This is a genomic window from 'Catharanthus roseus' aster yellows phytoplasma (genome assembly GCF_004214875.1).
GTDB lineage: Bacteria > Bacillota_I > Bacilli_A > Acholeplasmatales > Acholeplasmataceae > Phytoplasma > Phytoplasma asteris.
In genome coordinates, this window is sequence record NZ_CP035949.1 from 535,038 (window position 1) to 560,801 (window position 25,764).

Sequence of the window (25,764 nt, forward strand, 5' to 3'; positions counted from 1 at the left end):
TAAGTTTATTTTTATCATCTTTTGTTTTTTTAATTTGAATGTTAGTTGCTTTTTCATTAACTTCAACTTCTTTTAATACTTTATCCTTTTTAGGGTCATTTTTTTATATGCCATGTTATAATTAACCTTTATTTTCATTATTATATTATATATTAATTATTAATGTTATTGATTTGGTTGTTGATTATTTTGAGTTTCTTGTTGAATTACAATTTGCATATTTGCATTAGGAACTTGATAGATTGTAGGAGTATAATTTATTTGATAAGGTGAAGAATTTTGATTATAGTTATAATTATATTGACCTTTATTTTCTTGTTGCCATGCTCTATTAAATGCTGGGTCTCTAAGTTGATTATTTAAATTATGATACATATTTTTTCCTGTTTGATGTATTTCATTTGTTTGGCTAGGTTGAGGATGATGCTCCCATGCTTCATGAGTTCTTTGCATATAATCTAATCCTTTTAAATGAGTATCAGGTAATATATCTATCATAAAAGAACTATGATTAATAGAATATGTTTGTTCTTCTAAAAAATTATATATTGGTTTTTCAAAAAATAAAAAAATTTTTTTCTTTGTTGTGATGATTCATTATCATTTTGTTTTTTTAATTCTTGTTGAATTTCTCCTAAACAATCTTGAGGCGAAAGTCAAGCTCCAAATCCTGTTTTAAGTTGCTCACATGCTTTTAATTTATCTTTTTCATCTTGACAAGAATTAGATTGACATGTAGTACAATTCTTACATGTTTGTTCTTGTTTTTTTCATCTAGACAAAAAGGAGCAACAAAAGGACGAAATCTTAAAATAACACTCATATTATTATTAACTTGATTATCATTATTAACTAAATCATAATAAGCATAATCAACTTCTTTTAATTCATTTTCCTTTTTTTTGTTTTAAATGATAAAGTTAAATTAGAATCTATTGGAGGCAGTGTTGCTTTATATGTCATCTTTTCTAAATACTTTTCTAACTCTTTTAGACTATCATAATAAAGACTTCCAGAATACCATTTTATTTTTTTATTAGAAAGATTAAAAGTAAAATAAGGTGTATTAATACCAGTAGTAAATTTTTTAACAATGTTATTAATTTTATCTTTAATTTGTTTTTTTGGTATTCTAATATATTCTTGTAATGTTTGTTGCATTAATTCAAGTATTTTTTGTCCTAATATTAGTTTTATTTCTTCTTTAATGGATTCTTTTAATTCATTTAATTTTGTTCTTATTTATTTTATCTTGTCTTTTTTATTAGTGCCTGTTAAAGGTGGTAATTCAGTAGTTGTTTTTTTCTTTAATGCAGCTAAATTATCTCTTGTTTTATGAGTTTTATTAGGTTCTGATAATGTAATGTTATTTAATGCGTTTTCAAATTCTTGTATTTTTTTCTCCAAATCATCTAATATATTTTTTTATTGTTGTGTTAAATTTAGATATTTAGGGTTAGTTGTTTTGAATTCTTCTAATCTTTGGTTTTGTTCTGGTAAAAAAGAATTTGCTTGAATGTTGGGAGCAGATAAATTAGATACTAAAGAATTTCTTAATAATTCTATTATTTTCTTTCTTTCATGAAATATGTTTTTGAGCCTTTTGCACCTGTAAATTCTTCTATTAGATCTTTTATGTATTGTGCTTTTTCTTGTGGGGTCTTTGCTTCCATCATTTGTCTTCTTTTCTCTGTGTCATATACTGGCAAAGAAAGCAACAAATCTTTTATAGCTTTTTGTTTAGGTTTAACAATGTTGTTTATAAAATAATTAGATTCATTAAATTGTGCTTCTATTTTGTTTTGGTCTTCTGGTGATAAACAAGATATAATATCATTTTTTATTTCATACAAATCATCTATTGACACATGTAATTTATATCGTCATTTGATGCTGTGGAGGATTGTTCTTGGTTTGATTCTTCTATTTCTAAAGCATCTAATCTTTTTTTTATTTCTAATATATTTGCATTAGGCATCCTTAAAAAAGAATCTTTCAATAAAAAAGGTTTGATATCTAAATTAGGATATGTTTTTTATCTTTTTTATAATCTAGTTCTTGAGTTAGATAATAAGGTTGAGATGCAATAATATTATCAGAATTAACTAAATCAAAATGAATATCTAATTTAAAAGGATTTGATGGATGAATAGTTAATTTATTAAATGAATTAATTTCTTTAATGGAATCTTTGTCATCAGCATTAACTGAATAAAAATCAAAACTAGCAATAATAATATATTGTTCTTTATCATTAGTTTTTTCTAAGGGAAGTAAATTTTTATTTTGAATATGTGATAAAGGTAATATAGTATTGTAAATATCTCCAGCTTTATATTTTATTTCGTTGTTGTTTAAACTGTTTCTATCTTTTCTAATAACACTGGTTTTTTTAATAAATTAGGTGTATTTTTTTGTATTTGTGATAGCGGTGGGGAATCACTGAGAAAAACTATTTTTCACTTGTTGGTTTTGAGTTTGATTTTTGTAATCCTTTTTGGGGTTTGAGGGTTTATCATTGTTCTTCTTTTGCTTTTGTTGTTGTGTCCCTTTATTTGGGTTTGGGTTGTTCGGTCTTCCTTGCTTTCCTTTACCATGTGAAACATTCGCATTATTACTTGTACCTCTATTGACATCTAAAACTTGATTTTATTCTCCTTGTTTATTTGTCGTTAAATTTTCTTGAATGCCTTCATTACTTTGTATATTTCCTTCTTTATGGGATGAAACTGTTTTAATTCCTGCATCTTTTTGCTTTTCATGTTTTTTACTTTCAGCTACAAAACTACTCAAATTATAACAAGCAATATATAATGTAAAATCATGCCCATTTACGTGTTTTATTGGTACAACCCAAGAATTAGGATTTGATCCTTTACAATTATTAGGTTCTAATTTGTGTTTATCTTTAATCCATTTTTCAATAGTTTTTATTTGTCCTGCAAAATTAGAGTTTTTATTAAACAAAACAAAATTAGAGTTTTTATTAAACAAAAAAAATAGCACCTTCTTTATTTTGACCATTGGTATAATTCATTAATTGATCACAGGCATGATCAATATTTTCCATCTCTTTATTAAGAACTTTATCAAACATTTTACATTCAGCAATATAGACAAAATCATCAAAATCAACTTTAATATCAACTTTACCTCCACAATTCATCGCTTCTTTATTGATTTTTATTTGCTCAGGATAAATTAATTGCAAATACATAATAATAAGTTCTACAATAAAATTTTCTTTTTCCTTAACTGAATGTTCTTTAACAATTTTTTTATTTTCTAACGAACTACAAAATAAATGAATATCTTTATTAATACGATTAAAACGTTCTTTTGCATCAATTGTTAAAATATTAGATTTATTTTCTTCAGTTAAAAATTTAGATCCACAAAAGGCTTTAACTCTCCTTTTATTGCTTCTAATTGTTCTTTGGATAAAACTATTTTGCCATCCTTAATTTCTTTAATTTGGCTTTCTGTTAAAGTAGTCAATTGAAATTGTTCCTTTACTTGTTCAGCAACTCTTTGAGCTAATTGATTTGTCTTATTATCTCTTTGCTCTTGTATTTTAGGTGATTTTATGTCTTTGGATAAATTAGGTTCTTTAACATCTTTAAAACTCAAATATCCTAACTTACTTACAATAATTACAAAAACTAACAACGAAAATAACATTGCAATTAAGGAACACACAAAGACAATCAATAAATTTTTTTCGCAAACATAAATATCTCCTTAATAAAAATATGAATAATACAAATGTTAATAATGCAAATGAAATAGGAAAAAATAATTAGGAATGAAAATAATAAATAAAATAAATAACAACAAATATAATAAACCTTAAGCAAAAACAAAATATACTAAAAAAATAAAATATTCATTCTTTACTAGGGGCAAATTATTGGAATGTTTCATCTAAATATATATTATATTTTAATTGTAGCAAAAAATATAGCAAAAATCCAAGAAAAAACAAAGTGTTTATGTACAAACCAAATAAAGGCTTTAACTATTTTACTAAATTATCAAATAAATATACAAATATAATGGAGTTGATGGACAAAAAAGATAATAATCGTGCGCAAAATAAAATAAAAATAATCAAATCAAATAATGTTGCAATTAAAATAAATCCCTATCCTAAATATAAAATTATCCCAAACCAAACAACTAACAATAAATTTATTTTTAACAAAAAAACAAAAAAACATCACCCAAATAAACCCTTATTGTGATATAATAACTTATATATTGTAATTAAAAAAGGAGAAAAACAATGAGTAAATGTTATATCACTGGAAAAACCACCCTTTTTGGTAATCGTCGTAGCCACGCTATGAACGCAACTAAAAGAATTTGGAAAGCCAACTTACAAAACGTAAAAATTGTTGACGAAAACGGCAAGGTTCAAAAAGTAAAAATCTCTGCTAGGGCACTCAAAAAGCTCAAATTACAAAGAGCCTAAAAACTCTTTGCCTTCCCTTTCTTTCTTATTTTTTATATTTATATTTTATGATTTTTTCATAAAGATAAAGAAAGAAATAAGAAATCAAAAGTTCAAAAATCCCATCAAAAAGTTCAAATAATAAAAATCAAAAATTAAAAAATAATAAATAATAAAATACAAACACATCGCATAACAAAATAAAAATAAATAAAATCAAAAAAATAATAAGGAGTCCTAAACACATGAAAGCAAATATTCACCCTCAATTTGAAACAGTGGAAGTTTCTTGTGCAACTTGTGGCAAACAACACCCAATTGGCACCACAGTTACTAGCATCAAAATAGAAACTTGTTCTAATTGCCACCCTTTTTACACTGGTGCCCAAACTTTTGTAGTTAAAGCAGGGCCAATTGACAAATTTAACAAACGTTATGGTATTACCCAAGACCAAAAAGTTAAAACAGTTCTTTTAAATGCTGATAACCAAAAAGAAACCACCGAAGAATTGATTAAAAATAAATAATAAATACTTAAAAAATAAAATAGCAAATCACCCTCAAAGTTCTTTTGGACCAACTATCACACCACAAAAACCAAAAAAATTAATTCAAATTATCTTATTTATAAAGGAGTTCAAAAGAATGACCCAAAAAGAACAAGGGCAAGGGTTTATTGAAGTTGTTTGTGGACCAATGTTTGCAGGCAAAACAGAAGCATTAATTCAACGCAGTAATCAAGCATTACAACTCAACAAAAAAATTTTATCCTTTAAACCGCGAATAGATGACCGTTATTCTGTTAAAGAAGAAATAGTTTCTCACAATCAAAACACTATTCCTGCTATTTTAATTGACAAAAGCAAAGACATTCTCCCGTTTATTACTCCTGAAATTAATGTTGTCATAATAGATGAAGCCCAATTTTTAGATAACGACATTGTCGCTATTGTAGATTATTTAGCTAACTGCAATATTGAAGTCATTATATCAGGTTTAGAACTTGATTTTTGCGGAAAACCATTCGGACCAATGCCTTATTTATTAGCAATTGCAGACACCGTTACTAAATTAACTTCGATTTGTGCTATCAGTGGCAAAAAAGCCAACCGCACTCAAAGATTAATTGACGGCAAACCTGCTCAAAGCAATGAACCTATTGTTTTGGTAGGCGGAAAAGAATACCACGAACCTCGTTGTCGCAAACACCATTGTTTAGCAGATATTGACAAAACAAAAATTAACTGGCAAAACTTCACCAACCAATCTAAATAACTCCACTAAAATAATTCATCTCAATAATTCGTTTGGAATGTGGATTAATACTTAAAATATGGAAAATAACAACCAACAACATATTTTTTTTATGAAAGAAGCTTTAAAAGAAGCCCAAAAAGCCTACCTCAAAGAAGAAGTCCCCATCGGAGCTGTCGCTGTTTTAAACCAAAAAATAATTGCACGAGCTCACAATAACAGAAACACTAAAAAACTTTTTTTTGGACACGCTGAATTTTTAGCCCTCATGAAAGCAGGCAAAAAGATAAACAGCCGTTTTTTAAATGATGCATCTCTTTATGTCACTTTAGAACCTTGCTTAATGTGTACAGGAGCCATCATACAAGCAGGCATCAAAAACCTTTATTATGGCACAAGCATGGAAAAATCATATTCTTTTAATGATATGTCATCTATCCAAAATATGCCTTTTATGGATAAATTAAATATCCAATCAGGACTTTTAGCTCAAGAAAGCATGCAACTTTTACAAAAATTTTTTCAAGAAATAAGAATCAAAAAAAATAATTTACTATCCCGATAAAAACAACAAAAAAACAAAAAAATAATTTTAGCAACCCAATAAAAACTCTTATCACAACCAAATTAGACCATCACAACCGATGGTCTTTTATTTTCAAAAAAACTAATTTGCCAATAATAAAATGTTGTTATTTTAAATATTGACACATTCTAAATAATACACCCTACATTAAAATTACAAATAAATACTAATAAAAAATACTATATTGAACCACATTTACCAAAAAATAAATAATAAAACAAACTAAAAACAACCTTTAATATTTATATCTATTATCTATTTTACTTTTATTTTAACTATATTTATCATCAAAGGCAACCAACCAATCAAACACAACAAAATAAAAAAATTAGAAATATTACTAAAAGCCCAAAATATGAAACATTCCAATCAACTAAAAATAGCTCAAAAAATAATTACTATCTTAAAAACAAACGGATTCGAAGCCTTTATTGTGGGTGGCACTGTCAGAGATTATTTACTCCAAATAAATGCTAACGAAGATATCGACATCACTACTAACGCCGCCCCCCAACAAATAAAACTCCTTTTATGCCCAGAAAAAACAACCCAAATAAAAATTAATTATGGTAGCTTTAAAATAACTTTTGAAAATTATCTTTTCGAAATTACTACTTACAGAAAAGAAGGCACTTACAAAGACTATCGCCACCCTAGTGAAATTTTTTTCACCAAAAACGTCCATCAAGACCTTTTAAGACGTGATTTTACTATTAACGCTCTTTTAATGGATGAAACTGGTAAAATATTTGATTTCACACCTGAAAAACAAGGGAAAAAAGATTTAAAGCAAGGTTTGATCCGCACCATCAAAGACCCTTTTATTAGATTCCAAGAAGACCCTTTAAGAATTTTAAGAGCTTTTTATTTTCAATCTAAACTAGGATTTTGCATAGAAAAAACTACCCAAAAAGCTATCATCAACAAAAACCATTTATTAGCTAAAATTTCTTCTCAAAGAATATATGAACACATCGAAAAAATCATCACTCACAAAAACTGGCACCAAACTTTTAAAAATATGATAGAAACTAAAACCCATCTATTTTTACCCCAACTAAACCAAAGCATTCTTTGTTTAGCTTATCTACATGAAACTCAACTTAAATACATTCAAGCACACAACAAATTAAAAAGAAGAATTTTTTGGTCAATGTCGCTTTTACTCAACAACCAAATCCTTGCATCTTTTCCTTTTACCAAACAAAAGAAAAAAAGCTACCAAAACATTGCCTCTTTAAGTTTATATCTTTGGGAAAATATTACTTTTAATTTATTTAAACATGGATTAAAAAATTGTCTCCTAGCTAATCAAATTAATTATCTTTTGCAAAAAGAACCTTATGCAGCAGCCAAAATACAATATATTTATCAATATTTACCAATAAAAACAATTACTGAACTTAATTTTAGTTGGCAAGAAGTCTTAAAACAATTACCCCACAAACCCAAAGGAACATGGATTAAACATACACAAAAACAACTAATTACCAAAGTACTTAATAGAGAAATACCCAACATTAAAGAACAATTGATTAATTTTGTACTTAGCCAAAATCAAATCCTAGATAAACAATAAATAAAATAATGAATAAAAATAAAATGAACTAAATTATGTAATAACAAAATTATAAACATCAATTTATTTTTGTTTATAAATGTAATAATGCAAACTTACTATTTCCATTTACAAACACTTCCATCAACATATTTTTATCAATCCCAATCTAGACCAATAGGAAACAAACGTATGAAAAAAAACCAAACCAACATCTTACCCAAATATCAAAAAGGACAAATCAACTTTTTTACAGGCAAAGTAACAAGCATCAATCAAGGACTTCATTTTTATAATATCACCTTGCAATTACAAGACAAAAGCGACATAAACATCAAATTAGAACCTCAAACCACATCACCTATCCAAGGACAAATATATCATTTTAAAACTGTTTGTCTTCTCAAAAATGAAGAACTTATTTTGATGAATCAAACATACAATTTAGCTTATAATGTATTAGATATGCAAACTTTGTATGAAACTTATTTAGCCTTTTATGAATGTGCTCCTATTTCTTTTGCAATAGTAAAAGACGAATTAGAAAACTATTTACATAAAATAAAAAACAAAGTCTTAAAACAAATTACTTACAATTTATATTGCAAAAACAAAAATAAATTTTTAATTTCCAAAGCAGCGTTAAAAATTCATCATAATTATTATGGCGGACTTGGTTATCATACTTTAACTATGTTAAAAATGGCAGAATCTCTTTTAAAAATTTATCCTTTTCTCAATAGTGATTTACTATTTGCAGGTACTATTTTACATGACATGGAAAAAATTAAAGAACTAGATTTAGAACAAAAAAACTATACTCCCAAAGGTTTGCTATTAGGTCATTTAGTCATGGTTGCTTGTGAAGTAGAAAAAGAAGCACAATTATTGGGTTTTCAAGATAAAGAAGAAGTATTGTTATTAAAACATATGTTAATTTCTCATCATGGACTTTTAGAACATGGAGCTGCCAAAAGACCACAAATAGGAGAAGCTCTTTTACTTTGGTATTTAGATAATATTGATTGTAAATTAACGTCTTTACAAGAATTTTTACAAAAAACCACCACCCAAACATTTACAAATCCCATCCCTGTTTTAGAAAAAAAAGGGTTTTATAAATCATTAGATTTAGATCAAAATAATGATGATGAATAATTTTGTTTTCTTAATTGCAAAAAATAGTGAGTTTGAAAATGCATTTCATAATAAAAAAACCGTTTTTAACGGTCTTTTATGAAATATTAAAAGTTTTGTAATAAATTATCCAAGTAAGAATTCTTGCAAAGTTTGCCAAGGCAACAAAACACAATTAATTTTACCCGGCAATTGATAAACTATATCAAATGATTTTAGATCAGAATTAAGCAAAGTGCTGTCATAAGTTTGATTTTGTACCATAGCCATAAAATGATTAATTTTGTTTAAGGTTTGTGTTTTGGTTAAATGTTGCAAATAAACTGACATAACACTGGCAGAAGCAACACAAATAGAACAAACATTAGCTTCATATTTAATATCTATAATTTTATTGTTATCACACTTTAATTGAATAATAACTTTATCACCACAATAAGAAGTTTGCTTTTCAAACGGAATATAACCTGGAAGCCGAACATCGGTTTGATTTTGTGGATTGTGATAATGTTTCATAATTATTTCGTGTTTTTTAGCATCAAACATTTTATTTCTTTCTGGCACTTATAATAAAAAATATGTGAATAATTTGATTATAACCATTTTTGTTGAATTTGTTCTCTTAACTCATTCTGGTCTTTTACCATAATATAATCCTGAGTTGTGCCACCATGTAAAAATTGTACTTTTCTATAATGAGTTTCATTTAAAACTTGTTTAAGGATTGTAACTTTGGGAGTTGTCTCGGTTTCTGTTTTAACAGCTAAAATAACAGCATAAGATAAAAAAACATCTTCTTGAGGTTCAATATTTTCTTCTTTGCCTAAACCAATAGAACCGACTCTTACAAAATTACTATCTCTCATCATACCAGGACAATTAATTGCAAGATCATATTTTTGAGTATCTTGAAATTTTTGAGGAATTTCTAAAAGATGCGAAGTTTTAATAAATTCAAAATCATAAATGTTTTTGACATCCTTTAAGGATAGATTAAAACCTTTTTCTTTGATGGTCTTGTTCGCTTACTTCAACGAGTCCTAATTTTTTGAGCAAAATCACAAGGAGCTATGTGCAATTCATTAAAAAGGGCGTACAAAACACGTAAATGTTTGTGTTTTTTTAACATCTTCCAAATTAAAATATATTAGACCATCAGCTTTGCCAGAAGAAATTAAATCTGCTCCTTCTGTATAATAATTTACCTTAGGTAACTTGGAGGTCAATACCGTCTTTTTTTGACTAAATCACGAGCTTTATTGATGGTATTTACAACTGATTGCAAAGGGCTTGCAACTTTAATAATTTGGGGAGTTTGCATAAATTTAAAACCTTTCTCAAGCAAATAAATAATTTATTTAAATTTAAGGATTTGAATGCAACGAAGCTATTAGAAATATTTTAATGGGTAGTATAAATAAAAAATAAATTCATAATATTTTTAGTAATGGTTAAAGCGTTGCAAAACAATTAATTTAAATTTTTCATAAATTAAAAAGACCAACTTAAAGTTTATCTTAAATATTATATTCAAATTTGATTGTCTTAATGCTTAATAAATGAAATGGTTCAAAAAATTATGCTTTGGGAATAGTTGAAATAATAGTTAAAGGATTTTGTTTTAAGACTTTTTTTAATTGTTTTTTGATTGAAACATGATTTAAGAAAAAGGGATAAGCATAAACTAAAGCAAAAAATAAAACTATATTTACCAAAAATAAATAAAGAGGCACAAATTCTTTTAAAGATGAGTAAAGGGTGGGCGAATACTTTAAAAAGAATTCTAATTTGCCTTGCAAAGAAGCTGATATTGCCATGAATAAAACAAATATCAAAAAGAATAAAGGAATTCCCAAAAATTGAATAATAACTATTTTTATATTTAAATGATGAAATATTTTGTGAATATCTCGATCAGAAACCCCTAAAGATTTTAGAATGCCAATATCTTTGTTTTTTAAGGTGATAATATTTCTCATATGAATAATCATTTGATAAAAAGATATACCTAAAAAATATATGTGAAATGATAAAGGTGCTAATAACAACCAAAATGTCTTGTTTTTGGCTTGACTTTCTGGTATGACATAACCTAAATTACAAAGCCAAAGAAACATATTGAAAAATATTAAAAAAGAAAGAGTTAAGAATAAAGCACCATTACTAGATGTAGAAATGATTTTAAAAGCTAATTTCTTATTATTTTTTAAAATATTTTGAGTTACTAAAAGAGCTGTTTGTTTGGAAAGATGAGTTTGTACTAAAGGCAAATGCATTGCTTGATGTTGAGAACTATAATTTTCATTTGCCAAAGTGGGTGCAAAATCTAGTTCCATAGCATTATTTTTTTGTTTTAATAAATTAGCAACTTCTTCTTGGGTATAAGTTTTATTTTGTAATATTTGGGGTTTATCAGTGGAAGCTTTAGTTACTTTTTTAGTAAGGTCTTTTGCAATTTGACCATCAGCAAATTCAATAATGCGGTCTGCATATTTATAAGCACTTTGGGTATCATGAGAAACTATAACAACTAAGGTATCTTTTGATATTTGTTTTAAACATTCAAAGATTTTTTGTCCTGTTTTTTCATCTAAATTACCAGTAGGTTCGTCTGCCAAAATCATTTTAGGATTTTTAATTAAAGCACGAGCAACACTTACTCTTTGTTTTTGTCCTCCTGAAAGTTGATGAGGATAGCGAGTTTCTAGACCATCCAATTCTACTTGTTTTAATATTTGTTGCATTTTCCAATTATCTACTTGTTTTGATTGTAGTGCACAAGCTATTTGAATATTTTCAAAAACTGTTAAATTATCTAATAAATTATATTCTTGGAAAACAAATCCTAAAAAATAATTGCGATAAGCATCTAGTTCGAATGAAGCAAATTCATTAATGTTTCTTCCTAAAACTGTAATATTTCCCTTAGTGAGTTTGTCAAGCCCTCCTATGAGATTCAATAAAGTAGACTTACCAGAACCTGATTTACCAATAATAAAAACTAATCCTTTTTGAGGCAATTGAAAAGAAACATTTTCAAGGACTTCTGTATTTTGAAATTTTTTAAATAAATGGTTAATTTTTAACATAAAAAAATTAATCTCCTTTTTATTTCGTATAAAATTGAAATAAAAACACTAATAATGTAATATTTAAGAAATAATAATAACAAATGATGTAAAATAAGTTATTGTTTTTGCTTATTTATTATTTAAGAATAAAAAAGTTTATTTTGTTTTATTTAAGGTAACTTTTTTACTTATTTGTGGTTTTTTAATTTGATTTTTTTTAATTTTTTTAATTATAAACCAATAAAGAAATGTAATAACTAAAGCAGTAAAAGCAACAGCAGCGGTAATAACTTGAAATATATAGCCTTTAACTGCATCTGTAGCTTTTTGAGGAACATCTTTTTTAGCTTGTTCTACTTTATTTTGAAGTTTTTCCTCAGCTTTATTGCCTATATATTGAGCTAATCTGTTTGTTAAATTAGAAGCTATTGTTTTAACATCATTACTTTTTTCTCCTAAACACCAACCAAGCAATTTAGTTGCAAATTTATGATTATTTAGAAAATTTTTAATAGCAGGTATTTCTTCTTGTGAATTTAAATCAGAAGGTGTAGGAGTGACATCAGCATTAGCAGAAGGCCAAAAATTATTAATTTTATCTTTAATAGATGCCCAAAGAATTTTATATTCTTGTACATCATTTATATTTTGTAATTTATTCCAATCTTCTTTTACTTGTTGAACTTTTTGTAAATTATCCAACGCAGTTTTATAAGCTTCTTTTAAGGGTTGAGGAGTTTGATTATCCACAAAAGGAAAAAAACTTATAAAAGATTTCCACCAAGTTGGAGAAGGTTTTAATAAATTGGAAGCTTCTTGAAACTTATTTTCTTTTAAATTGTTTTCTACTTCTTTATATTGTTGTTCCGCTTTTTTATATGCTTCATCAGATTCTAACATATTTTTTAATGTTTCGTCTTGTTGGGTTAATTCTTTAATTTGTTCTTTTGTTTCTTCAATGGCAGTTATTTCTTCTTGTATTTGGTTTAATAATTGTGTGTCAATATTTTCAGGGGTTTTGGTTCCTGGCAATGTATTATAAATAGCTGTTCCAACTTCTTTGACTTTATTCCACAACCAAGAACCACACCCTTCTTTTTGTTCTTCTTGCTTTTCTTCTTTTGGTTTATTTAATTGATTATCTTTTGCATCATTTTGATCTTTATTATTCCCCTTATTTGCACTTTCTTCTTTCTGTGCATAAACAACATTATTATTAAAATAAGGATTTTTCTTCTTAAAAAAACTAAAACTACAAACATTAAAAACTATAAAAATAAAAAAATTAACTAAATTTAATATTAATGCTAAACATAATATTTTTTTACCTATAAATTTCATCGTTTTACTCCTTAGTTTTATAGGACATTTAAGTATTACATTAAATGTTATGATAAGATATTTTATTGTCATTATAATTTATTTTAGTTTTTTCTAAGTTAAACAAATAAATTAATTTTTTTGATAATTATGGTTTTGCGGTGCAAAGTTAAAAATAATTCATGATGTTTTTGGTGATAATAAAGTGTTGATATAAAATAGGAAAGTGTTATTTATAATTTCTATATACTTATAAATGGTACCATATTTATTATAACTTAATTTTATAAAACAAAAGCAAATTTGTGATGTTGGTAAGCTAAAAAAATACCTTAGCAAAGGGTTAATTTTTTTTATTTAAGTGTTTTAAAATTCTTTCAATATGATAAAACCCACTTTATTGAAGTTGTTTGTTGGGTGTAGGTTTTTATATCCAAAGAGCAATTTTTTCTTCTAAAATATAGTTTCCTGAATCATTTAGTATTACTTGATTTTGCTTTATTTGAATATAGCCTTTTTTTAAAGCATTATTAAGACATTTATTATAACGAGATAAAGACCATTTTAGATCTTTATAAATCTCTTGAAAATGATTTTTTTGTAATTGATCTTGATGATTTTTGAGATGCATTAGTAAAGAAATAATCATAAATTCTTTTTTTTGCAAATTATTTTTAATCATTTTGGCAACAATTCCAGTTTTAGGGGCTAAGAAAAAAAAGAGCAAAAAGTTCACTAAATTCATAAAAGCAATTAATCCTGATACTGGTAAATTAAGTCCAATTGCCAAATAATAACCAAGACTAGAATTCACAAATGCAAGCCATAAAGAAAGCAAAAAGCTATTATATAGATTCTTAGTAACTAAAAGAGATGTAGCAGCAGGTCCAATCATACAAGAAATTACCATAATAGAACCAACTACATCAAAAGAAATAACAGCTGTCATAGAAACTAAAAACATCAATAAATAATTAATTAAAGTAGTGGAAAAGCCGAGGATTACAGCAAGAGTAGGGTCGAAAATATAGATTTTTAATTCTTTATAAAAGAAAAGCACAAACAACAAATTAAGACATAAAAGAGGAATGATTTTTTTGAGTTGTTTAATGTGGGTAAGTTCAATATTGCCTAAAAAAACAGCATCAGTATCTAAATGTTCGTGTCTTGTATAAAGACTTATCAAAATAATTGCTACCGAAAAGAAAAAAGTAAACACAATCCCAATAGAAGCATCTTTGGTAACTTTAGAATGTTTGCCTAAAAGTTCTACCATATAAGCTGTAAGCACACCTACTAAAGCAGCTCCCATAATTAAAAGAGGGGAATTAAGATTTTTAACTACTAAAAAAGCTACAACTATTCCTAATAAAACACTATGACTCATAGCATCAACTACCATAGAAGACTTTTTCAATACTAAAAAAACTCCTAAACTAGCCAAAGTCAAAGAACAAAATAAAATAACTAAAAAAACATCTAGTTCAAAGCAACCAACAACATTATTTATAAAACTTATCATTAAACAATACCATCAATTAAATTTTCAACTAATTTAATTCCTTTAGGTGTTAATTGGGCTTTTTGATTTTGTAACATTAAATATTTTTCCTTCCATAAAAAACTTTCTATTTGAATTATTGGCAAACTCAAAGTATGAGTTTCTTCTTGTTCGTAATAAAGATGAATAAGTTGACGAAATTTTTTAATCTTTTTTTGATATTTAATTTTTTGCACATATCTACTAATAACTCCATATTTAGGAGAAAATAGAAAGGACAAAGCAATAAATAAAGTAGTAATAACAATAATCATTGGTCCTGTTGGCATATCTTGTACACTATTGCTTATAAAAACTCCAATTAAACTAGAAAAGAAAGTAACAATGGAAGCAACAATAACATTAGTAACAAATCTATCACTAAATTGACGAGCAATTACTCCTGGCATAATTAAAAAGGCACTTGTCAAAATAATACCAATAATTTTTAAACTAATAACTACTACTCCAATTAATAAGAAATTAAGAATAAAAGTCATAATTTTAGTGTTAAATCCTACACTTTGGGCAAACTTATCATCAAAAATATAAATTTTGAATTCTTTACACAAGCCAACTACCACAACTAAAGTAATTAAAGCCATAATGCCAGTAGAAATAATATCTAGTTCAGTTACTAAAGCAATTTGCCCTAAGATAAATTTTTCCAAAGTAGCTATTTTGTTATCCTCACCAGTATTTTGAGCAATGGCAATCAAAACGTTGCCAAGACCAAAAAAAGAAGCAAGCACTAACGATAAGACTGTATCTGATTTAATTTTGGAATATTTTTTAATAAGTTCCATCAAAAGCAAAGTAACAAACGAGGCAAGAATAGCACCCAGCCACAAAAACCAAATATCTGTACTACGAGCAAAAAGATAAACTAAGGCAATTCCTGGCAAAGCGGTATGAGAAAGAGCATCTCCAATTAAGGCTTGTTTTTTCAGGATAATAAAAACACCTAAAATACCTGATGTAAATCCTAAAAAACTAGCTGCTAAAAGCACTTTAACAACAGTATAATTAAATTCTAAAGCAAACATATTTCATCCTTTCTTATTTATTGGTTATTTTATTCTTTTTATTATATGATTATTTATTTTAATCATTTATATTTAATTTGATTATTTATTTTGGTTCTTTTTATTTAGTTGTTTTGGGGGGTTGCAAATTATGGATGTCTTTTTTTAATTGTTTATTTTGAAAAGTTTTAGTTAAATTAGTTTGGTTAAAAACTTCATCCTTAGTACCACTTGCAATTTTTTTTACGTTTACCAAAACTACATGATCAAAATATTGAGTCACTGTTTCTAAATCATGGTGCACTACAATAATGGTTTTATTTTCTTTTTGCAAATCTTTTAAAACTTGGATAATTTTTTTTTCTGTTTGGATATCAACTCCTTGAAAAGGCTCGTCCATAAAATAAATATCTCCTTGTTGAGCTAAGGCACGAGCTAAAAAAATTCTTTGTTGTTGTCCGCCTGAAAGTTCAGATATTTGACGGTCCTTAAGGTCTTGCATTCCTGTTTTTTCCAAAGATTGCATTACTATTTCTTTATCTTTAGCAGTTGGTTTTTTAAACCATCCTAAATGTCCGTAGCGGCCCATCAAAACAACATCAAACACAGTAGTTGGGAAATCCCAATCAACTGAATTTCTTTGTGGCACGTAGGAAATTTTTTTTCTTACTTGTCCATATTTTTGATTATAAAATAAAACTTCTCCAGAAACTTTGGGAATCAATTCTAAAATAGTTTTAATTAAAGTAGATTTTCCAGCACCATTAGGACCCAAAATAGCTGTCAAAGAGCTTTGATAAATATCTAAATCAATATCCCACAAAACTGGTTTTAGATGATAAGCTACAGTTAGATCTCTAATTTTAATGGCTATTTCTTTTTTCATTATAATCTCCTTATTTCTTTGTTATTGTTGTTATTGTTTTAATTCTTTTTCTATTGTATTAATGTTGTGTAATAAAGCTCCAATATAGGTGGAATGTTTGTATTTTGTTGGTTTGGAATTCCTGTCTTTATCTTTGTCGGCTTCAAATTCTATTGGCTCTTCACTTTCTGAACCCAAAGCATCAGCGTATAATTCTTCATCACTTTTTTTAATATTATGACCTTTACTTTTTACAGATTCTTTAAGAGAATCAAGCGTTCCTTCTGGAAAAGCACTTTCTACAAAAATAGCTTTTACTTGGTTTTCAACCAGTTTATTAGCTAATTCTTCAATATCGCTGATACTGGCTTCTGTTTGGGTAGAAATTCCTTGAATTGGACTTAATTCAAAATCATATTTTCTAGCTAAATAAGAAAAAGCATCATGGGCAGTAACTAAAATAAATGTTTTGCCTTGAGAAGAAAATTGTCCTTTTAATTCGTTAAATTTCTTGCCTACATATGTATCTAATAATTTTAATTTTCGTGCATATGTGTCGCAATTGTTTTTTAAATTAGCAATATCCTTTTGGCTAAAACGTAGGTCTTTTTTTAATACTGTTTTTAATTTGTATTTTAATTGTTTTAAAACTTTAATCCAAAGATCTATATCAAACCAAATATGAGGATCTGGTCCATGAGTATCTTCATCTCGCTTAATATTTTCTTCTTTAATGTGTTCCTCCTCTTTACCTTCTTGATTTATAACTTTGGTATGCGTTTCATCTAACTGCACTACGGTAAAGGAATTATTCGTTAAAAGCGGGAAGGCTTCTTCCATTTTAGCTTCCAAATGCAGTCCATTAATCACAACTAAATCAGCTTCTTTAATTTTTTTGCGATCTGATAATTTGGTTTTGTAATTGTGCGAATCAATTCCTACTCCCATCAAAGAATCAACTTGAATACCTTCAATTTTTTGATATTCGTTTTTTTCTTCTTCTGCCACATCACCAACTAAATGCTTGACTAAATCTTTTAACATGGTAGTAGTCGTTACTATTTTTAAATCTTTTGAAGCAGTTTTGGCATTATTGGCTTTTGTCAAAGATAAAAAAGGAATAGACAAAATCAGCGTTGTTATTGTTGCCAAAAGAAAAATGATTATTTTTTGTTTGTGTTTAATAAAAAAATCCATAATTATGGTCTCCTTTTGCCTTTCTGAATTGATTTAAAATGATCTAAAATGGAACTATTTTGTGAGGTAAAAACGATGTTATAAAAATATCTAATGATATGCAATTATAAATTAGTGGTTTTGGGATTTCTTTGTAAAATCCATCATTAAAAATTTCAATTTTGATACAGTTATGGCTATACATTTATAATAAAGTAGCAAAAATATTTAATTATAATGAGGGCTAATTTGTTATTTGGGGGGGTTGGTTTGTGTTAATTTTAGTAATAAAATGTTTTTATTTTATATTTTAAAATAAGTTTATTACTTATAATTTCATTTTTTAAAATGTGTTTCATATTTACATTATGAAAAAACTAAAACTTTAAAGATATTTATTATATCTTAATATAAATTAATGGAAAATATTATGCAAATGTTTTTGAAATGGTTTTGTAATACCTCGTATAAATGACCCTGAATAAATATAAAAAAGGGGGTATAAAAACTAAATTAATGTGTTAAGGGAAATGTTGCAAATATAATAATTTAGTGCCAAAGTTATTAAAAAAAGATACAAATATGGATTTAGGGTGCAAAATTGATAAAACTTACAATAATTAACAAAATCTAAATTACAATTAACGTTAATTTGTTGTTGGTGGTGTTTATTGCGAAAAATGATAAAATTATGGCTAAGAATTAAATAAAAGAGGTTATTAATACAATAATAAACTTAGAAAATATGTTTATTATTTTCCAAAACATTGCAAACATATTATAAAAATAATTTAATTAATGATTAAATATATTGGGGATTGTATAAATTATTATACAAATAAGATTTTATTTTGTGAAAATCAATTGCAAAAAAATAATTTTTGGGTTTGAGTTTGAAAGCAATTGCAAAATAGAAATATATCCATTATGTAAATTTTATATAATTAAAAATAAAGAATAAATATAGTTAATTTATTATCTTATTTGTTTTGCTAATGTGTGATTTGTGAAAAATTAATAAAATTAGAAATAAATAATTTATAAAGTTAGTAGTTGCTTTTGAATATTTTAAATCTAAGATAAGTAAAAGTTTAGAGTTAAGACTCAAAATATTTAAATAATTATATTTATATTATAATATAAAATTGTTAAAATTAAACATAAAAAAACAAAAAAATAACTTTTGGCACAATATTTTAATTCAAATTTTTTTATTTGGGGGGTAAAATAAAATTAAAGGATGCAAAGTTGTTGAAAAAGGCACAATAATAAAATGTGATAAATACAAATGTTGCACAAAAAATATAATTATACTGTAATATTTTAATGGGGTTATTTTTGAAACCCTTTAATATTTATAGAAAAGTAAAATATTTTTAATATGAAAATCCAAAGCAAAGCAATTATGCGTTTGTTTCCCAAATACTTTACTTTAATTTTATTCATGATTTTATTGGGCATACATTTTTGCAATCAAATTAGTATTTATGCTGGAAAACAACAACAACTAGAAAACATCCAAGAAAAGGAAAATGGAGTAGGGGTTGAAAAAAATGCAAATAACACACAACAAAAACCCCAAATAATAAATGATCTGCCTTTAAAAAATTTAAAGAATCCCAAAAATTTCGAACAATTATTTCCCCTAGAAAAAAGAACAATCAATGATTTTAGTTATTATAAACAAAATAATCAATTAACCAAAGAAGATATTATAATTGCTTTAAATGACATACTTAAAGAAATAAATAAAGAATCAAACATCCAAATACAAAGCGATGATTTTGAAATAGCAAGCGAACAATTAGAAGAAAAATATGAATCGGAAGAAATGCAATGGAAAGGCAGTTTTCAAATTGAAGATATATTGGGCAATAAAATAGAATTTAATTTTACTAAAAAAACGATAAACTTGGAGGAAATTATTATAAATGCCCATTTAGGAACAATACAAATAACACCTAATATTACTGATGAACAAAGAAAGCAATTAATATGTGAAGCTATTTGGCAAAAAAATCCTCAACTTCAAAATAAATTTTTACCTAAAGATTTTCAATTTAGCAAAAACAAAGATGGCAGTAATAATTTTTGTAAAATAGAATACGATTTAGCAAAAGAAGACCAATATCACGAATATGAAAGCGAAATGGAACTAGAAATTAACTATCAACAAGAAACAAATGCAGCTTCAACAACTAAAACTACTACAACAAATTCAATAATTTTTTATACAATTATAATAATTATAACTGGTCTAATAGTTGCTTTTTTACTCATTTTAATTTATAAAATCAAACATCAAAAATAAATAAATTACTATCTTTACTTATTTAATATCTTTTAAGAAATATCACAATATAAAGGCATAAAGACAATGAAAGCCAAACTGTAAAGTTTGGCTTTTTTGTTTATAAAGGGGGAGCAAATAATTTTTAATTACTTAAAAGCAAATAAAATACAATAATTATAAATGAATAATATAAATAACATTAATTATAATTCTTGCCAAAATATAGATATACCAAATAATAAATATAATAGCAAGCAAATAATCTTTATTGATTTTTAAATAATTTAATAAAAAAGGTCAATGTGCATAAGCCATGTTCTGTTCTTGTTAAACAAGTGTGACTATTTATCTTCTACTAATAAGTAGTGCAAAACTGATTTCATTTAATCGCTTTGCATGCCCCTACCATTATTTTGGGTTGTTAGCTTGAGGGGTTTATCGCGTTTCACTTAATTATTTCTAATTAACTCGTCTCTGTGACACTTTCAGTTTTTATCTCATAGATTAAAATAATGTAATTATTACAATCCTTAGAGCTAAAAAACGCCGTTACTTTTTACAGTACTCTAAGTTATTAATTCCTTAGACACAAACACTACATGCAATCGCAGCATGTGCTAACATGGACTTTCCTAAGCTTAAAATACTTATTTTAAACCTCAGCCACTTCCATTGACCTCTTTTATTGTATCAAACATTAAAGTAAAATGCAATCTTTAAATTATGTTTGTAGATATTTTATTAATTTTATTTAACAATTCACAATATTTTACATCCTTTGTAAACAAGTAGGATAATATTTAGGAAAAACATACCAATTACTAGAATCTTTAAAATAATGATATATTGCCTCATCAGGAATATAACAGGCTTTGGGAAAATGATACATTGGAGTTTCTTCAAAATAATTATCAAAGGAAACTTCTCTCATGGATTGCCTCATCAAAGATCATGAATCTACCCATCCATATTTGGAAATAATGAAATCCGTTACTTGTTTTCTTTCCCAATTTAATTTACTTTCACAAGTTTGAGAAACAGGCTCTTTAATAATTTCGTCTTTGTGATAATGTTTAAGTTTTTGATATAATCTTTTAAAAATAGGTCCTTTTTTGCCATGCTTCTACTAGATTAACAGCCAAAGATTCTTTATATTTAACTAAATAAGCAGCATAAGAATAGTAAAGTAGCTTTTGGAGTTTCATATGATTAACATCAATTCTTGACTGGGGAAATTAAAATTTGGGTTTTTTAAGGGGGGTTATGTTGTTTTGTTTGCTTCGTATATTGTTTTTGTTGGTTTTGGGTAATAAAAAAGATCTTATATTAAGATCTTGCATTTGTTTATTTAGTTTTGGGGGCAAAAAAGATTTATAATGGGAGGTTATGAAGTGTAAGAAAAATATTTTTAAATAATAAGGGGAGTGATTCATCATTTTTTTATGGAGCAAAAATATAATTTCTTTATGTTATAATTACCAAATTATAAAAAATCAAACAAACGATCACAAATTTTAACTTGATCTCCTGGTTTGGCTCCTTGTTTTTGTAATTGTTCTTCCATTCCTATTTTTTTCAATATTCTATTAAATCTTTTTACAGCTTCTTCGTTGTTAAAATCAGTACGATGAAAAAAAGTTTCTACTTGCTTACCAGACACAACAAAAACAGAATCACTTTCTTTAATAACAGAAATAGTATTTTGATTATCAGGAAGGGTGTATAATTTAAATTCGTTGTTTTTGTTTTGAGTAACTTCTAAGGGAGTATTTTGCAAAAGGGAGCTCATTTCATATTTTAAGGTCTCTAAATTATCAAAAGAAACTAAAGAAAGAGGGATAATTGGTTGGTCTTTGATTTGTTGTTTTAAAAGAGTAAGTTTTTGCAAAGCATCAGGTAAATCCATTTTATTGGTAACAATAATTTGTTTTTTAAGTAATAATTGGGGATTGTATTGATTTAATTCTTGATTTAAAGTTTGGAAATCTTGGTAAGGATTGGCACTTTCCATACTTAAAATATGAACTAAAACACGACATCTTTCAATATGTTTTAAAAATTGAATTCCCATACCACAACCTAAATGAGCATTGGCAATTAGTCCTGGTAGGTCAGCAACTACAAAACTAAAACCATCTACTTCAACAACTCCTAAATGAGGTTTAATTGTGGTAAAAGGATAGGAAGCAACTTTGGGTTGGGCTTTGGAAATAGCAGAAATAAGAGAGGATTTACCAACACTTGGAAAACCTAATAAACCAATATCAGCTAAAACTTTAAGTTCTGTTTTGATTTTAAAACTTTCACCTAAATCACCTTTTTCAGCATAACTTGGAGCTTGATTTTTAAAAGTAGCTAATGCTTTATTACCTTTGCCGCCTTTGCCGCCTTTAGCAATAACTAAGGTTTGTTGATCGTATAAAATCTCTCCTAAAAACTTGTTATCAGCAGTATAAAAAACTGTCCCCAAAGGAACTTTAACATAAAGATGAGGGGCGTTGGCTCCATTTTGACCTTTATTTTTGCCATTTATTCCATGTGGTGCTTTAAGATGTTTTTGATATTTTAATTTTAATAAGGTAGTCTCGTCTTTGTCGCCTACAAAAATAACAGACCCGCCATTGCCACCATTGCCACCAGCAGGTCCTCCAAAAGCTACATATTTTTCTCTTCTAAAAGCAACGATGCCATGACCACCATTGCCAGCAAAAACTTCATTAAAGGCTTCGTCAACAAAATTCAAACTAAATACCTGCTTTCATTAAATGCATAAAAAATTATTGCAGATAAACAGAAACTTTTTTACGACCATGCTTTTTTTCAAATTTAATAATGCCACTTATTTTAGCAAATAAAGTGTCATCTCCACCTCTACCAACATTAAAACCAGGGTGAATTTTGGTTCCTCTTTGACGATAAATAATAGCGCCTGCTTTGGCAAATTGACCGTCAGAAAGTTTAGCACCTAATCTTTTGGAATGAGAATCTCTACCGTTTCGAGTAGAACCTGCTCCTTTTTTAGAAGCAAATAACTGGATTTGTAATTGCAATAACATGTTATAACCTCTTTCTTGTTTGAATTTGAGATATTTTTTTAAAATTATTGGGATATTGTTTGGCTAAATTGCAGATAGTGTATTCTAAATTATCTAGCAAAGTAAAAAGAACAGTATTTTGGGTGGTTTTCACTTCTAATTCAAACAACTTATCTTGTAGATTATAGGTAATATCTGTTTGGAATTGAAGTTTTTCTAAAGCATTTAAAGTTACAATAATAGCAGTAGAAGCTGAAGCACACACAATATCAAAACCTTTAGGAGCATATAAAGCGTGCCCCCAAACTTGAATACTAGTAATTTTTTTTTGTTCTTTGTAAAAACAATAGCGAATCATAGTTTTTAAACAGTGATTTTAGTAATCAAAAGTTTAGTATAGGATTGTCTGTGTCCTTGTTTACAACGATATTTTTTACGTTTTTTATACTTAAACACAATAATTTTTTTAGCGCGGTTGTGCTTGATTACTTGAGCTGTTACTTTAGCGTCTTTAACAAAAGGGGTGCCTAAAACAGGATTGGAGCCACCAACAGCTAAAACTTCTTGAAATTGATAAGTTGTTTCTGGCTCAACATTTAGTTTTTCAACATAAATTTCTTGTCCTTCAGAAACACGGAATTGTTTTCCACCAGTTTTGATGATTGCAAACATTTTCTTTCCTCCTTGCAAAAATTGCAAATTATCTTGGATAATTTATTGGATCTGATAATAATTAATTGTTTAAAAACAATGGTTTTTATATTTTTTTAATTGGGTATTGCAGCCAAACCAAAAAAATACAATAATCATACATTATTATAACATATCTTATTAAAATATGAGTGTTTTTTTGTTATGAGTTTGGATTATTGTGCTTTTTGAGATATCTATTTTGCGGATGATTGCTACATTTATCACTGCAAGCTCCTAAATATTTGTGTTCGTTATGTTCGTGGCACAAAATTTGTTTGTTGCATTGAGGATTAGAGCAATTAATATAGCGTTCACAAGGAGTGCCATCAAAATAGTCTTTACCAACGATAACATGTTCTTTTTGATTAACAGGAACTGCTATTCTTTGATCAAAGACATACATTTGACCATCCCACAAAGCACCTTGAGTTTCGGGGTGTTTGCCATAAGAAATAATGCCTCCTTCTAATTGATAGACATCATCGAAACCTTCTTTTTTTAAGAAAGTGCTAAATTTTTCACAACGCACACCACCAGTACAATAAGTTACGATTTTTTTATCTTTTAATAAATGTGTGTTTTGTTTGACCCAATTTGGCAAATCACGAAAATGTCTAATATTGGGATTAACTGCATTTCTGAAGTGTCCTAAATCATATTCATAGTCATTACGAGCATCAAGAATTAAAGTATCTTTTTCTTGCAAGGCTTGCAAAAATTCTTGAGGAGCTAAATAAGCACCTTTGTCCTTAGTAAGATCAACGTTTTCTTGAAGACTCAAATTAACCAATTCGGGCTTAACTTTAATAGAAAGACGCGGGAAAACGTGTGCTTCTACAATTTCCATTTTAAAAACGGTGTTGCAAAAATGAGGATCTTGTTTTAGTTGATCCATGTATTTATGTATTTGTTCTTCTGGACCTGACAAAGTACCGTTTATACCTTCTTGGGCAACGATAATACGTCCTAAAAGTCCTAGAGATTCACAATATTTAAAATGTTGGTCTCTAAAAGTTTGAGGGTCTTTTATTGGAGCATATTGATAATATAAAATAACTAAGTATTGGGAGTTAGAAGTTTGTGTCATAAAATAATTATGCCTCTTTTCAATTGAGATTGCATGCAAAATCTGATTAATTTGGACTTTATTTTATTATTAAAATAAATTGTTAGGAATTTGAAACAATGAATGATTAATGTTTTTGGCTTCATTTATAATTTTTTATTTAATATTTTTATGGAGCAAATCTTAAACTCTAATAAATATTAAGGATTATAAAATAAATTTTAGGGGTGCTTTTTCCAAAAAATATACATATTTTGAGCACCATTTAACATTTGTTTTAAATCATCTAAACTATATTTTATTTCGCCTTTGAAACTTGCAGTCCTTGTACCACCATCAAAAAAGACTCCTAATAAATCCGAAGAAGCGTCTTTAATACGGCACAAAAGACAAGGATAAGTTTGGATAGTCTCAGAATTGTAACAAGGATAATTAGATACAAAACCCCAAAAAGATGGATTAATATTGGTTTTGATATAGGTTTTTATTTGTTGAGGAAAAGTTTGAGAATTGTGGGGTCGTAAATAAATGTTTTTAATTTGCATATTGATATTACCTCACAATTATTTTTGAAGATGAAAGTAATGAATTTTTGAGTTTGCCTTTGAAAATGGTGAAAAAAATAGTAAAGGTTTTGTTAGTGGCTTTTGTTTTACCAATAAAAAACGCCGAATCACTTTATTTTTCATAAA

At 27.0% G+C, this 25,764-nt stretch carries 30 protein-coding genes and 1 other RNA gene; 7 read left to right on the forward strand and 24 right to left on the reverse strand.

Annotation, left to right across the window (positions count from 1 at the left end):
- Nucleotides 1-165: 165 nt before the first annotated feature.
- From EXT02_RS02540 to EXT02_RS02565, 8 genes are all read right to left on the reverse strand, one after another.
- The gene (locus EXT02_RS02540) at nt 166-498 is read right to left on the reverse strand and encodes a hypothetical protein (protein WP_130427914.1); all 333 of its coding nucleotides are present in this window, start codon (nt 496-498) and stop codon (nt 166-168) included.
- Nucleotides 499-694: 196 nt separating this feature from the next.
- On the reverse strand, nt 695-823 hold the full coding sequence (locus tag EXT02_RS03155; protein ID WP_276318971.1) for a hypothetical protein: 129 nt from the start codon (nt 821-823) through the stop codon (nt 695-697).
- Nucleotides 824-882: 59 nt separating this feature from the next.
- A complete protein-coding gene (locus tag EXT02_RS02545; protein ID WP_130427916.1) occupies nt 883-1,161 on the reverse strand; it encodes a hypothetical protein in 279 nt (92 codons plus the stop codon).
- Between the two features lie 81 nt (nt 1,162-1,242).
- The gene (locus EXT02_RS02945) at nt 1,243-1,407 is read right to left on the reverse strand and encodes a hypothetical protein (RefSeq protein ID WP_165383252.1); all 165 of its coding nucleotides are present in this window, start codon (nt 1,405-1,407) and stop codon (nt 1,243-1,245) included.
- A gap of 158 nt (nt 1,408-1,565) precedes the next feature.
- On the reverse strand, nt 1,566-1,868 hold the full coding sequence (locus tag EXT02_RS02550) for a hypothetical protein (RefSeq protein ID WP_130427918.1): 303 nt from the start codon (nt 1,866-1,868) through the stop codon (nt 1,566-1,568).
- Between the two features lie 781 nt (nt 1,869-2,649).
- The gene (locus tag EXT02_RS02555) at nt 2,650-2,994 is read right to left on the reverse strand and encodes a hypothetical protein (RefSeq protein ID WP_130427920.1); all 345 of its coding nucleotides are present in this window, start codon (nt 2,992-2,994) and stop codon (nt 2,650-2,652) included.
- Nucleotides 2,987-3,217 (reverse strand): hypothetical protein, encoded by a 231-nt coding sequence (locus EXT02_RS02560; RefSeq protein WP_130427922.1) that lies wholly within the window; start codon nt 3,215-3,217, stop codon nt 2,987-2,989. Before EXT02_RS02560 ends, EXT02_RS02555 begins: the two co-directional genes overlap by 8 nt.
- A gap of 161 nt (nt 3,218-3,378) precedes the next feature.
- Complete coding sequence (locus EXT02_RS02565) at nt 3,379-3,681, reverse strand: hypothetical protein (RefSeq protein WP_130427924.1); 303 nt, start codon at nt 3,679-3,681, stop codon at nt 3,379-3,381.
- Between the two features lie 604 nt (nt 3,682-4,285).
- Between EXT02_RS02565 and rpmB the strand changes: the two genes are divergently transcribed.
- The 6 genes from rpmB (at nt 4,286) to EXT02_RS02595 (ending at nt 9,009) form a co-directional block, all read left to right on the forward strand.
- On the forward strand, nt 4,286-4,474 hold the full coding sequence (rpmB, locus tag EXT02_RS02570; protein WP_011160481.1) for a 50S ribosomal protein L28: 189 nt from the start codon (nt 4,286-4,288) through the stop codon (nt 4,472-4,474).
- A 224-nt stretch (nt 4,475-4,698) separates the two neighbouring features.
- Entirely contained in the window at nt 4,699-4,980 is a 282-nt protein-coding gene (gene rpmE, locus EXT02_RS02575; RefSeq protein WP_130427926.1) for a 50S ribosomal protein L31, read from the forward strand.
- Nucleotides 4,981-5,098: 118 nt separating this feature from the next.
- On the forward strand, nt 5,099-5,728 hold the full coding sequence (locus EXT02_RS02580) for a thymidine kinase (protein WP_130427928.1): 630 nt from the start codon (nt 5,099-5,101) through the stop codon (nt 5,726-5,728).
- Nucleotides 5,729-5,819: 91 nt separating this feature from the next.
- Nucleotides 5,820-6,272, forward strand: coding sequence for a nucleoside deaminase (locus tag EXT02_RS02585; protein ID WP_425304920.1), 453 nt, complete (start codon nt 5,820-5,822; stop codon nt 6,270-6,272).
- Nucleotides 6,273-6,648: 376 nt separating this feature from the next.
- A complete protein-coding gene (locus tag EXT02_RS02590; protein ID WP_130427932.1) occupies nt 6,649-7,872 on the forward strand; it encodes a CCA tRNA nucleotidyltransferase in 1,224 nt (407 codons plus the stop codon).
- 87 nt (nt 7,873-7,959) lie between these two features.
- Nucleotides 7,960-9,009, forward strand: coding sequence for an HD domain-containing protein (locus EXT02_RS02595; RefSeq protein ID WP_240682802.1), 1,050 nt, complete (start codon nt 7,960-7,962; stop codon nt 9,007-9,009).
- Nucleotides 9,010-9,114: 105 nt separating this feature from the next.
- Here the strand turns inward: EXT02_RS02595 and EXT02_RS02600 are convergent, their stop codons facing one another.
- From EXT02_RS02600 to EXT02_RS02635, 8 genes are all read right to left on the reverse strand, one after another.
- On the reverse strand, nt 9,115-9,534 hold the full coding sequence (locus tag EXT02_RS02600) for an iron-sulfur cluster assembly scaffold protein (protein ID WP_240682803.1): 420 nt from the start codon (nt 9,532-9,534) through the stop codon (nt 9,115-9,117).
- Between the two features lie 47 nt (nt 9,535-9,581).
- Entirely contained in the window at nt 9,582-9,857 is a 276-nt protein-coding gene (locus EXT02_RS02605) for a hypothetical protein (RefSeq protein ID WP_130427934.1), read from the reverse strand.
- A 708-nt stretch (nt 9,858-10,565) separates the two neighbouring features.
- The gene (locus EXT02_RS02610) at nt 10,566-12,077 is read right to left on the reverse strand and encodes an ABC transporter ATP-binding protein (protein ID WP_130427936.1); all 1,512 of its coding nucleotides are present in this window, start codon (nt 12,075-12,077) and stop codon (nt 10,566-10,568) included.
- 138 nt (nt 12,078-12,215) lie between these two features.
- Nucleotides 12,216-13,400: a hypothetical protein gene (locus tag EXT02_RS02615; RefSeq protein WP_240682804.1), complete on the reverse strand. Its 1,185-nt coding sequence runs from the start codon at nt 13,398-13,400 to the stop codon at nt 12,216-12,218.
- A 406-nt stretch (nt 13,401-13,806) separates the two neighbouring features.
- Nucleotides 13,807-14,901 carry a metal ABC transporter permease gene (locus EXT02_RS02620; protein WP_069028388.1) on the reverse strand — a complete coding sequence of 365 codons (1,095 nt, stop codon included), beginning with the start codon at nt 14,899-14,901 and terminating at the stop codon, nt 13,807-13,809.
- Entirely contained in the window at nt 14,901-15,965 is a 1,065-nt protein-coding gene (locus EXT02_RS02625) for a metal ABC transporter permease (RefSeq protein WP_130427938.1), read from the reverse strand. Before EXT02_RS02625 ends, EXT02_RS02620 begins: the two co-directional genes overlap by 1 nt.
- Nucleotides 15,966-16,065: 100 nt before the next feature.
- Nucleotides 16,066-16,830, reverse strand: a complete 765-nt coding sequence (locus tag EXT02_RS02630; protein ID WP_130427940.1) for a metal ABC transporter ATP-binding protein — start codon at nt 16,828-16,830, stop codon at nt 16,066-16,068.
- Nucleotides 16,831-16,860: 30 nt separating this feature from the next.
- Nucleotides 16,861-18,006 carry a metal ABC transporter solute-binding protein, Zn/Mn family gene (locus EXT02_RS02635; protein WP_130427942.1) on the reverse strand — a complete coding sequence of 382 codons (1,146 nt, stop codon included), beginning with the start codon at nt 18,004-18,006 and terminating at the stop codon, nt 16,861-16,863.
- A gap of 1,360 nt (nt 18,007-19,366) precedes the next feature.
- Between EXT02_RS02635 and EXT02_RS02640 the strand changes: the two genes are divergently transcribed.
- Nucleotides 19,367-20,296, forward strand: a complete 930-nt coding sequence (locus EXT02_RS02640; RefSeq protein WP_130427944.1) for a hypothetical protein — start codon at nt 19,367-19,369, stop codon at nt 20,294-20,296.
- A gap of 284 nt (nt 20,297-20,580) precedes the next feature.
- On the opposite strand, the gene rnpB is transcribed toward EXT02_RS02640, so the two are convergent.
- The 8 genes from rnpB to EXT02_RS02675 form a co-directional block, all read right to left on the reverse strand.
- An RNA gene (gene rnpB / locus EXT02_RS02645) (RNase P RNA component class B) lies at nt 20,581-20,952 on the reverse strand.
- A gap of 95 nt (nt 20,953-21,047) precedes the next feature.
- Nucleotides 21,048-21,209, reverse strand: coding sequence for a hypothetical protein (locus EXT02_RS02950; RefSeq protein WP_165383253.1), 162 nt, complete (start codon nt 21,207-21,209; stop codon nt 21,048-21,050).
- Between the two features lie 552 nt (nt 21,210-21,761).
- Nucleotides 21,762-23,021 (reverse strand): GTPase ObgE, encoded by a 1,260-nt coding sequence (gene obgE / locus EXT02_RS02650; RefSeq protein ID WP_130427947.1) that lies wholly within the window; start codon nt 23,019-23,021, stop codon nt 21,762-21,764.
- A gap of 34 nt (nt 23,022-23,055) precedes the next feature.
- The gene (gene rpmA / locus EXT02_RS02655; protein ID WP_069028395.1) at nt 23,056-23,334 is read right to left on the reverse strand and encodes a 50S ribosomal protein L27; all 279 of its coding nucleotides are present in this window, start codon (nt 23,332-23,334) and stop codon (nt 23,056-23,058) included.
- A gap of 1 nt (nt 23,335) precedes the next feature.
- Entirely contained in the window at nt 23,336-23,671 is a 336-nt protein-coding gene (locus EXT02_RS02660) for a ribosomal-processing cysteine protease Prp (protein ID WP_071345400.1), read from the reverse strand.
- 5 nt (nt 23,672-23,676) lie between these two features.
- Nucleotides 23,677-23,985: a 50S ribosomal protein L21 gene (gene rplU, locus EXT02_RS02665; protein WP_069028397.1), complete on the reverse strand. Its 309-nt coding sequence runs from the start codon at nt 23,983-23,985 to the stop codon at nt 23,677-23,679.
- A 181-nt stretch (nt 23,986-24,166) separates the two neighbouring features.
- A complete protein-coding gene (locus EXT02_RS02670; RefSeq protein ID WP_130427949.1) occupies nt 24,167-25,093 on the reverse strand; it encodes a rhodanese-related sulfurtransferase in 927 nt (308 codons plus the stop codon).
- 200 nt (nt 25,094-25,293) lie between these two features.
- A complete protein-coding gene (locus EXT02_RS02675) occupies nt 25,294-25,617 on the reverse strand; it encodes a hypothetical protein (RefSeq protein ID WP_130427951.1) in 324 nt (107 codons plus the stop codon).
- Nucleotides 25,618-25,764: the final 147 nt, after the last annotated feature.

What these genes read in the sequence shown, in the direction of transcription:
- EXT02_RS02540 (WP_130427914.1), bottom strand. Translation starts at nt 498, where the DNA reads ATGATAGATATATTACCTGATACTCATTTAAAAGGATTAGATTATATG.
- EXT02_RS03155 (WP_276318971.1), bottom strand. Translation starts at nt 823, where the DNA reads ATGAGTGTTATTTTAAGATTTCGTCCTTTTGTTGCTCCTTTTTGTCTA.
- EXT02_RS02545 (WP_130427916.1), bottom strand. Translation starts at nt 1,161, where the DNA reads ATGCAACAAACATTACAAGAATATATTAGAATACCAAAAAAACAAATT.
- EXT02_RS02560 (WP_130427922.1), bottom strand. Translation starts at nt 3,217, where the DNA reads ATGTATTTGCAATTAATTTATCCTGAGCAAATAAAAATCAATAAAGAA.
- EXT02_RS02565 (WP_130427924.1), bottom strand. Translation starts at nt 3,681, where the DNA reads ATGTTATTTTCGTTGTTAGTTTTTGTAATTATTGTAAGTAAGTTAGGA.
- rpmB (WP_011160481.1), top strand. Translation starts at nt 4,286, where the DNA reads ATGAGTAAATGTTATATCACTGGAAAAACCACCCTTTTTGGTAATCGT.
- rpmE (WP_130427926.1), top strand. Translation starts at nt 4,699, where the DNA reads ATGAAAGCAAATATTCACCCTCAATTTGAAACAGTGGAAGTTTCTTGT.
- EXT02_RS02580 (WP_130427928.1), top strand. Translation starts at nt 5,099, where the DNA reads ATGACCCAAAAAGAACAAGGGCAAGGGTTTATTGAAGTTGTTTGTGGA.
- EXT02_RS02585 (WP_425304920.1), top strand. Translation starts at nt 5,820, where the DNA reads ATGAAAGAAGCTTTAAAAGAAGCCCAAAAAGCCTACCTCAAAGAAGAA.
- EXT02_RS02590 (WP_130427932.1), top strand. Translation starts at nt 6,649, where the DNA reads ATGAAACATTCCAATCAACTAAAAATAGCTCAAAAAATAATTACTATC.
- EXT02_RS02595 (WP_240682802.1), top strand. Translation starts at nt 7,960, where the DNA reads ATGCAAACTTACTATTTCCATTTACAAACACTTCCATCAACATATTTT.
- EXT02_RS02600 (WP_240682803.1), bottom strand. Translation starts at nt 9,534, where the DNA reads ATGTTTGATGCTAAAAAACACGAAATAATTATGAAACATTATCACAAT.
- EXT02_RS02605 (WP_130427934.1), bottom strand. Translation starts at nt 9,857, where the DNA reads ATGATGAGAGATAGTAATTTTGTAAGAGTCGGTTCTATTGGTTTAGGC.
- EXT02_RS02610 (WP_130427936.1), bottom strand. Translation starts at nt 12,077, where the DNA reads ATGTTAAAAATTAACCATTTATTTAAAAAATTTCAAAATACAGAAGTC.
- EXT02_RS02615 (WP_240682804.1), bottom strand. Translation starts at nt 13,400, where the DNA reads ATGAAATTTATAGGTAAAAAAATATTATGTTTAGCATTAATATTAAAT.
- EXT02_RS02620 (WP_069028388.1), bottom strand. Translation starts at nt 14,901, where the DNA reads ATGATAAGTTTTATAAATAATGTTGTTGGTTGCTTTGAACTAGATGTT.
- EXT02_RS02625 (WP_130427938.1), bottom strand. Translation starts at nt 15,965, where the DNA reads ATGTTTGCTTTAGAATTTAATTATACTGTTGTTAAAGTGCTTTTAGCA.
- EXT02_RS02630 (WP_130427940.1), bottom strand. Translation starts at nt 16,830, where the DNA reads ATGAAAAAAGAAATAGCCATTAAAATTAGAGATCTAACTGTAGCTTAT.
- EXT02_RS02635 (WP_130427942.1), bottom strand. Translation starts at nt 18,006, where the DNA reads ATGGATTTTTTTATTAAACACAAACAAAAAATAATCATTTTTCTTTTG.
- EXT02_RS02640 (WP_130427944.1), top strand. Translation starts at nt 19,367, where the DNA reads ATGAAAATCCAAAGCAAAGCAATTATGCGTTTGTTTCCCAAATACTTT.
- EXT02_RS02950 (WP_165383253.1), bottom strand. Translation starts at nt 21,209, where the DNA reads ATGAGAGAAGTTTCCTTTGATAATTATTTTGAAGAAACTCCAATGTAT.
- rpmA (WP_069028395.1), bottom strand. Translation starts at nt 23,334, where the DNA reads ATGTTATTGCAATTACAAATCCAGTTATTTGCTTCTAAAAAAGGAGCA.
- EXT02_RS02660 (WP_071345400.1), bottom strand. Translation starts at nt 23,671, where the DNA reads ATGATTCGCTATTGTTTTTACAAAGAACAAAAAAAAATTACTAGTATT.
- rplU (WP_069028397.1), bottom strand. Translation starts at nt 23,985, where the DNA reads ATGTTTGCAATCATCAAAACTGGTGGAAAACAATTCCGTGTTTCTGAA.
- EXT02_RS02670 (WP_130427949.1), bottom strand. Translation starts at nt 25,093, where the DNA reads ATGACACAAACTTCTAACTCCCAATACTTAGTTATTTTATATTATCAA.
- EXT02_RS02675 (WP_130427951.1), bottom strand. Translation starts at nt 25,617, where the DNA reads ATGCAAATTAAAAACATTTATTTACGACCCCACAATTCTCAAACTTTT.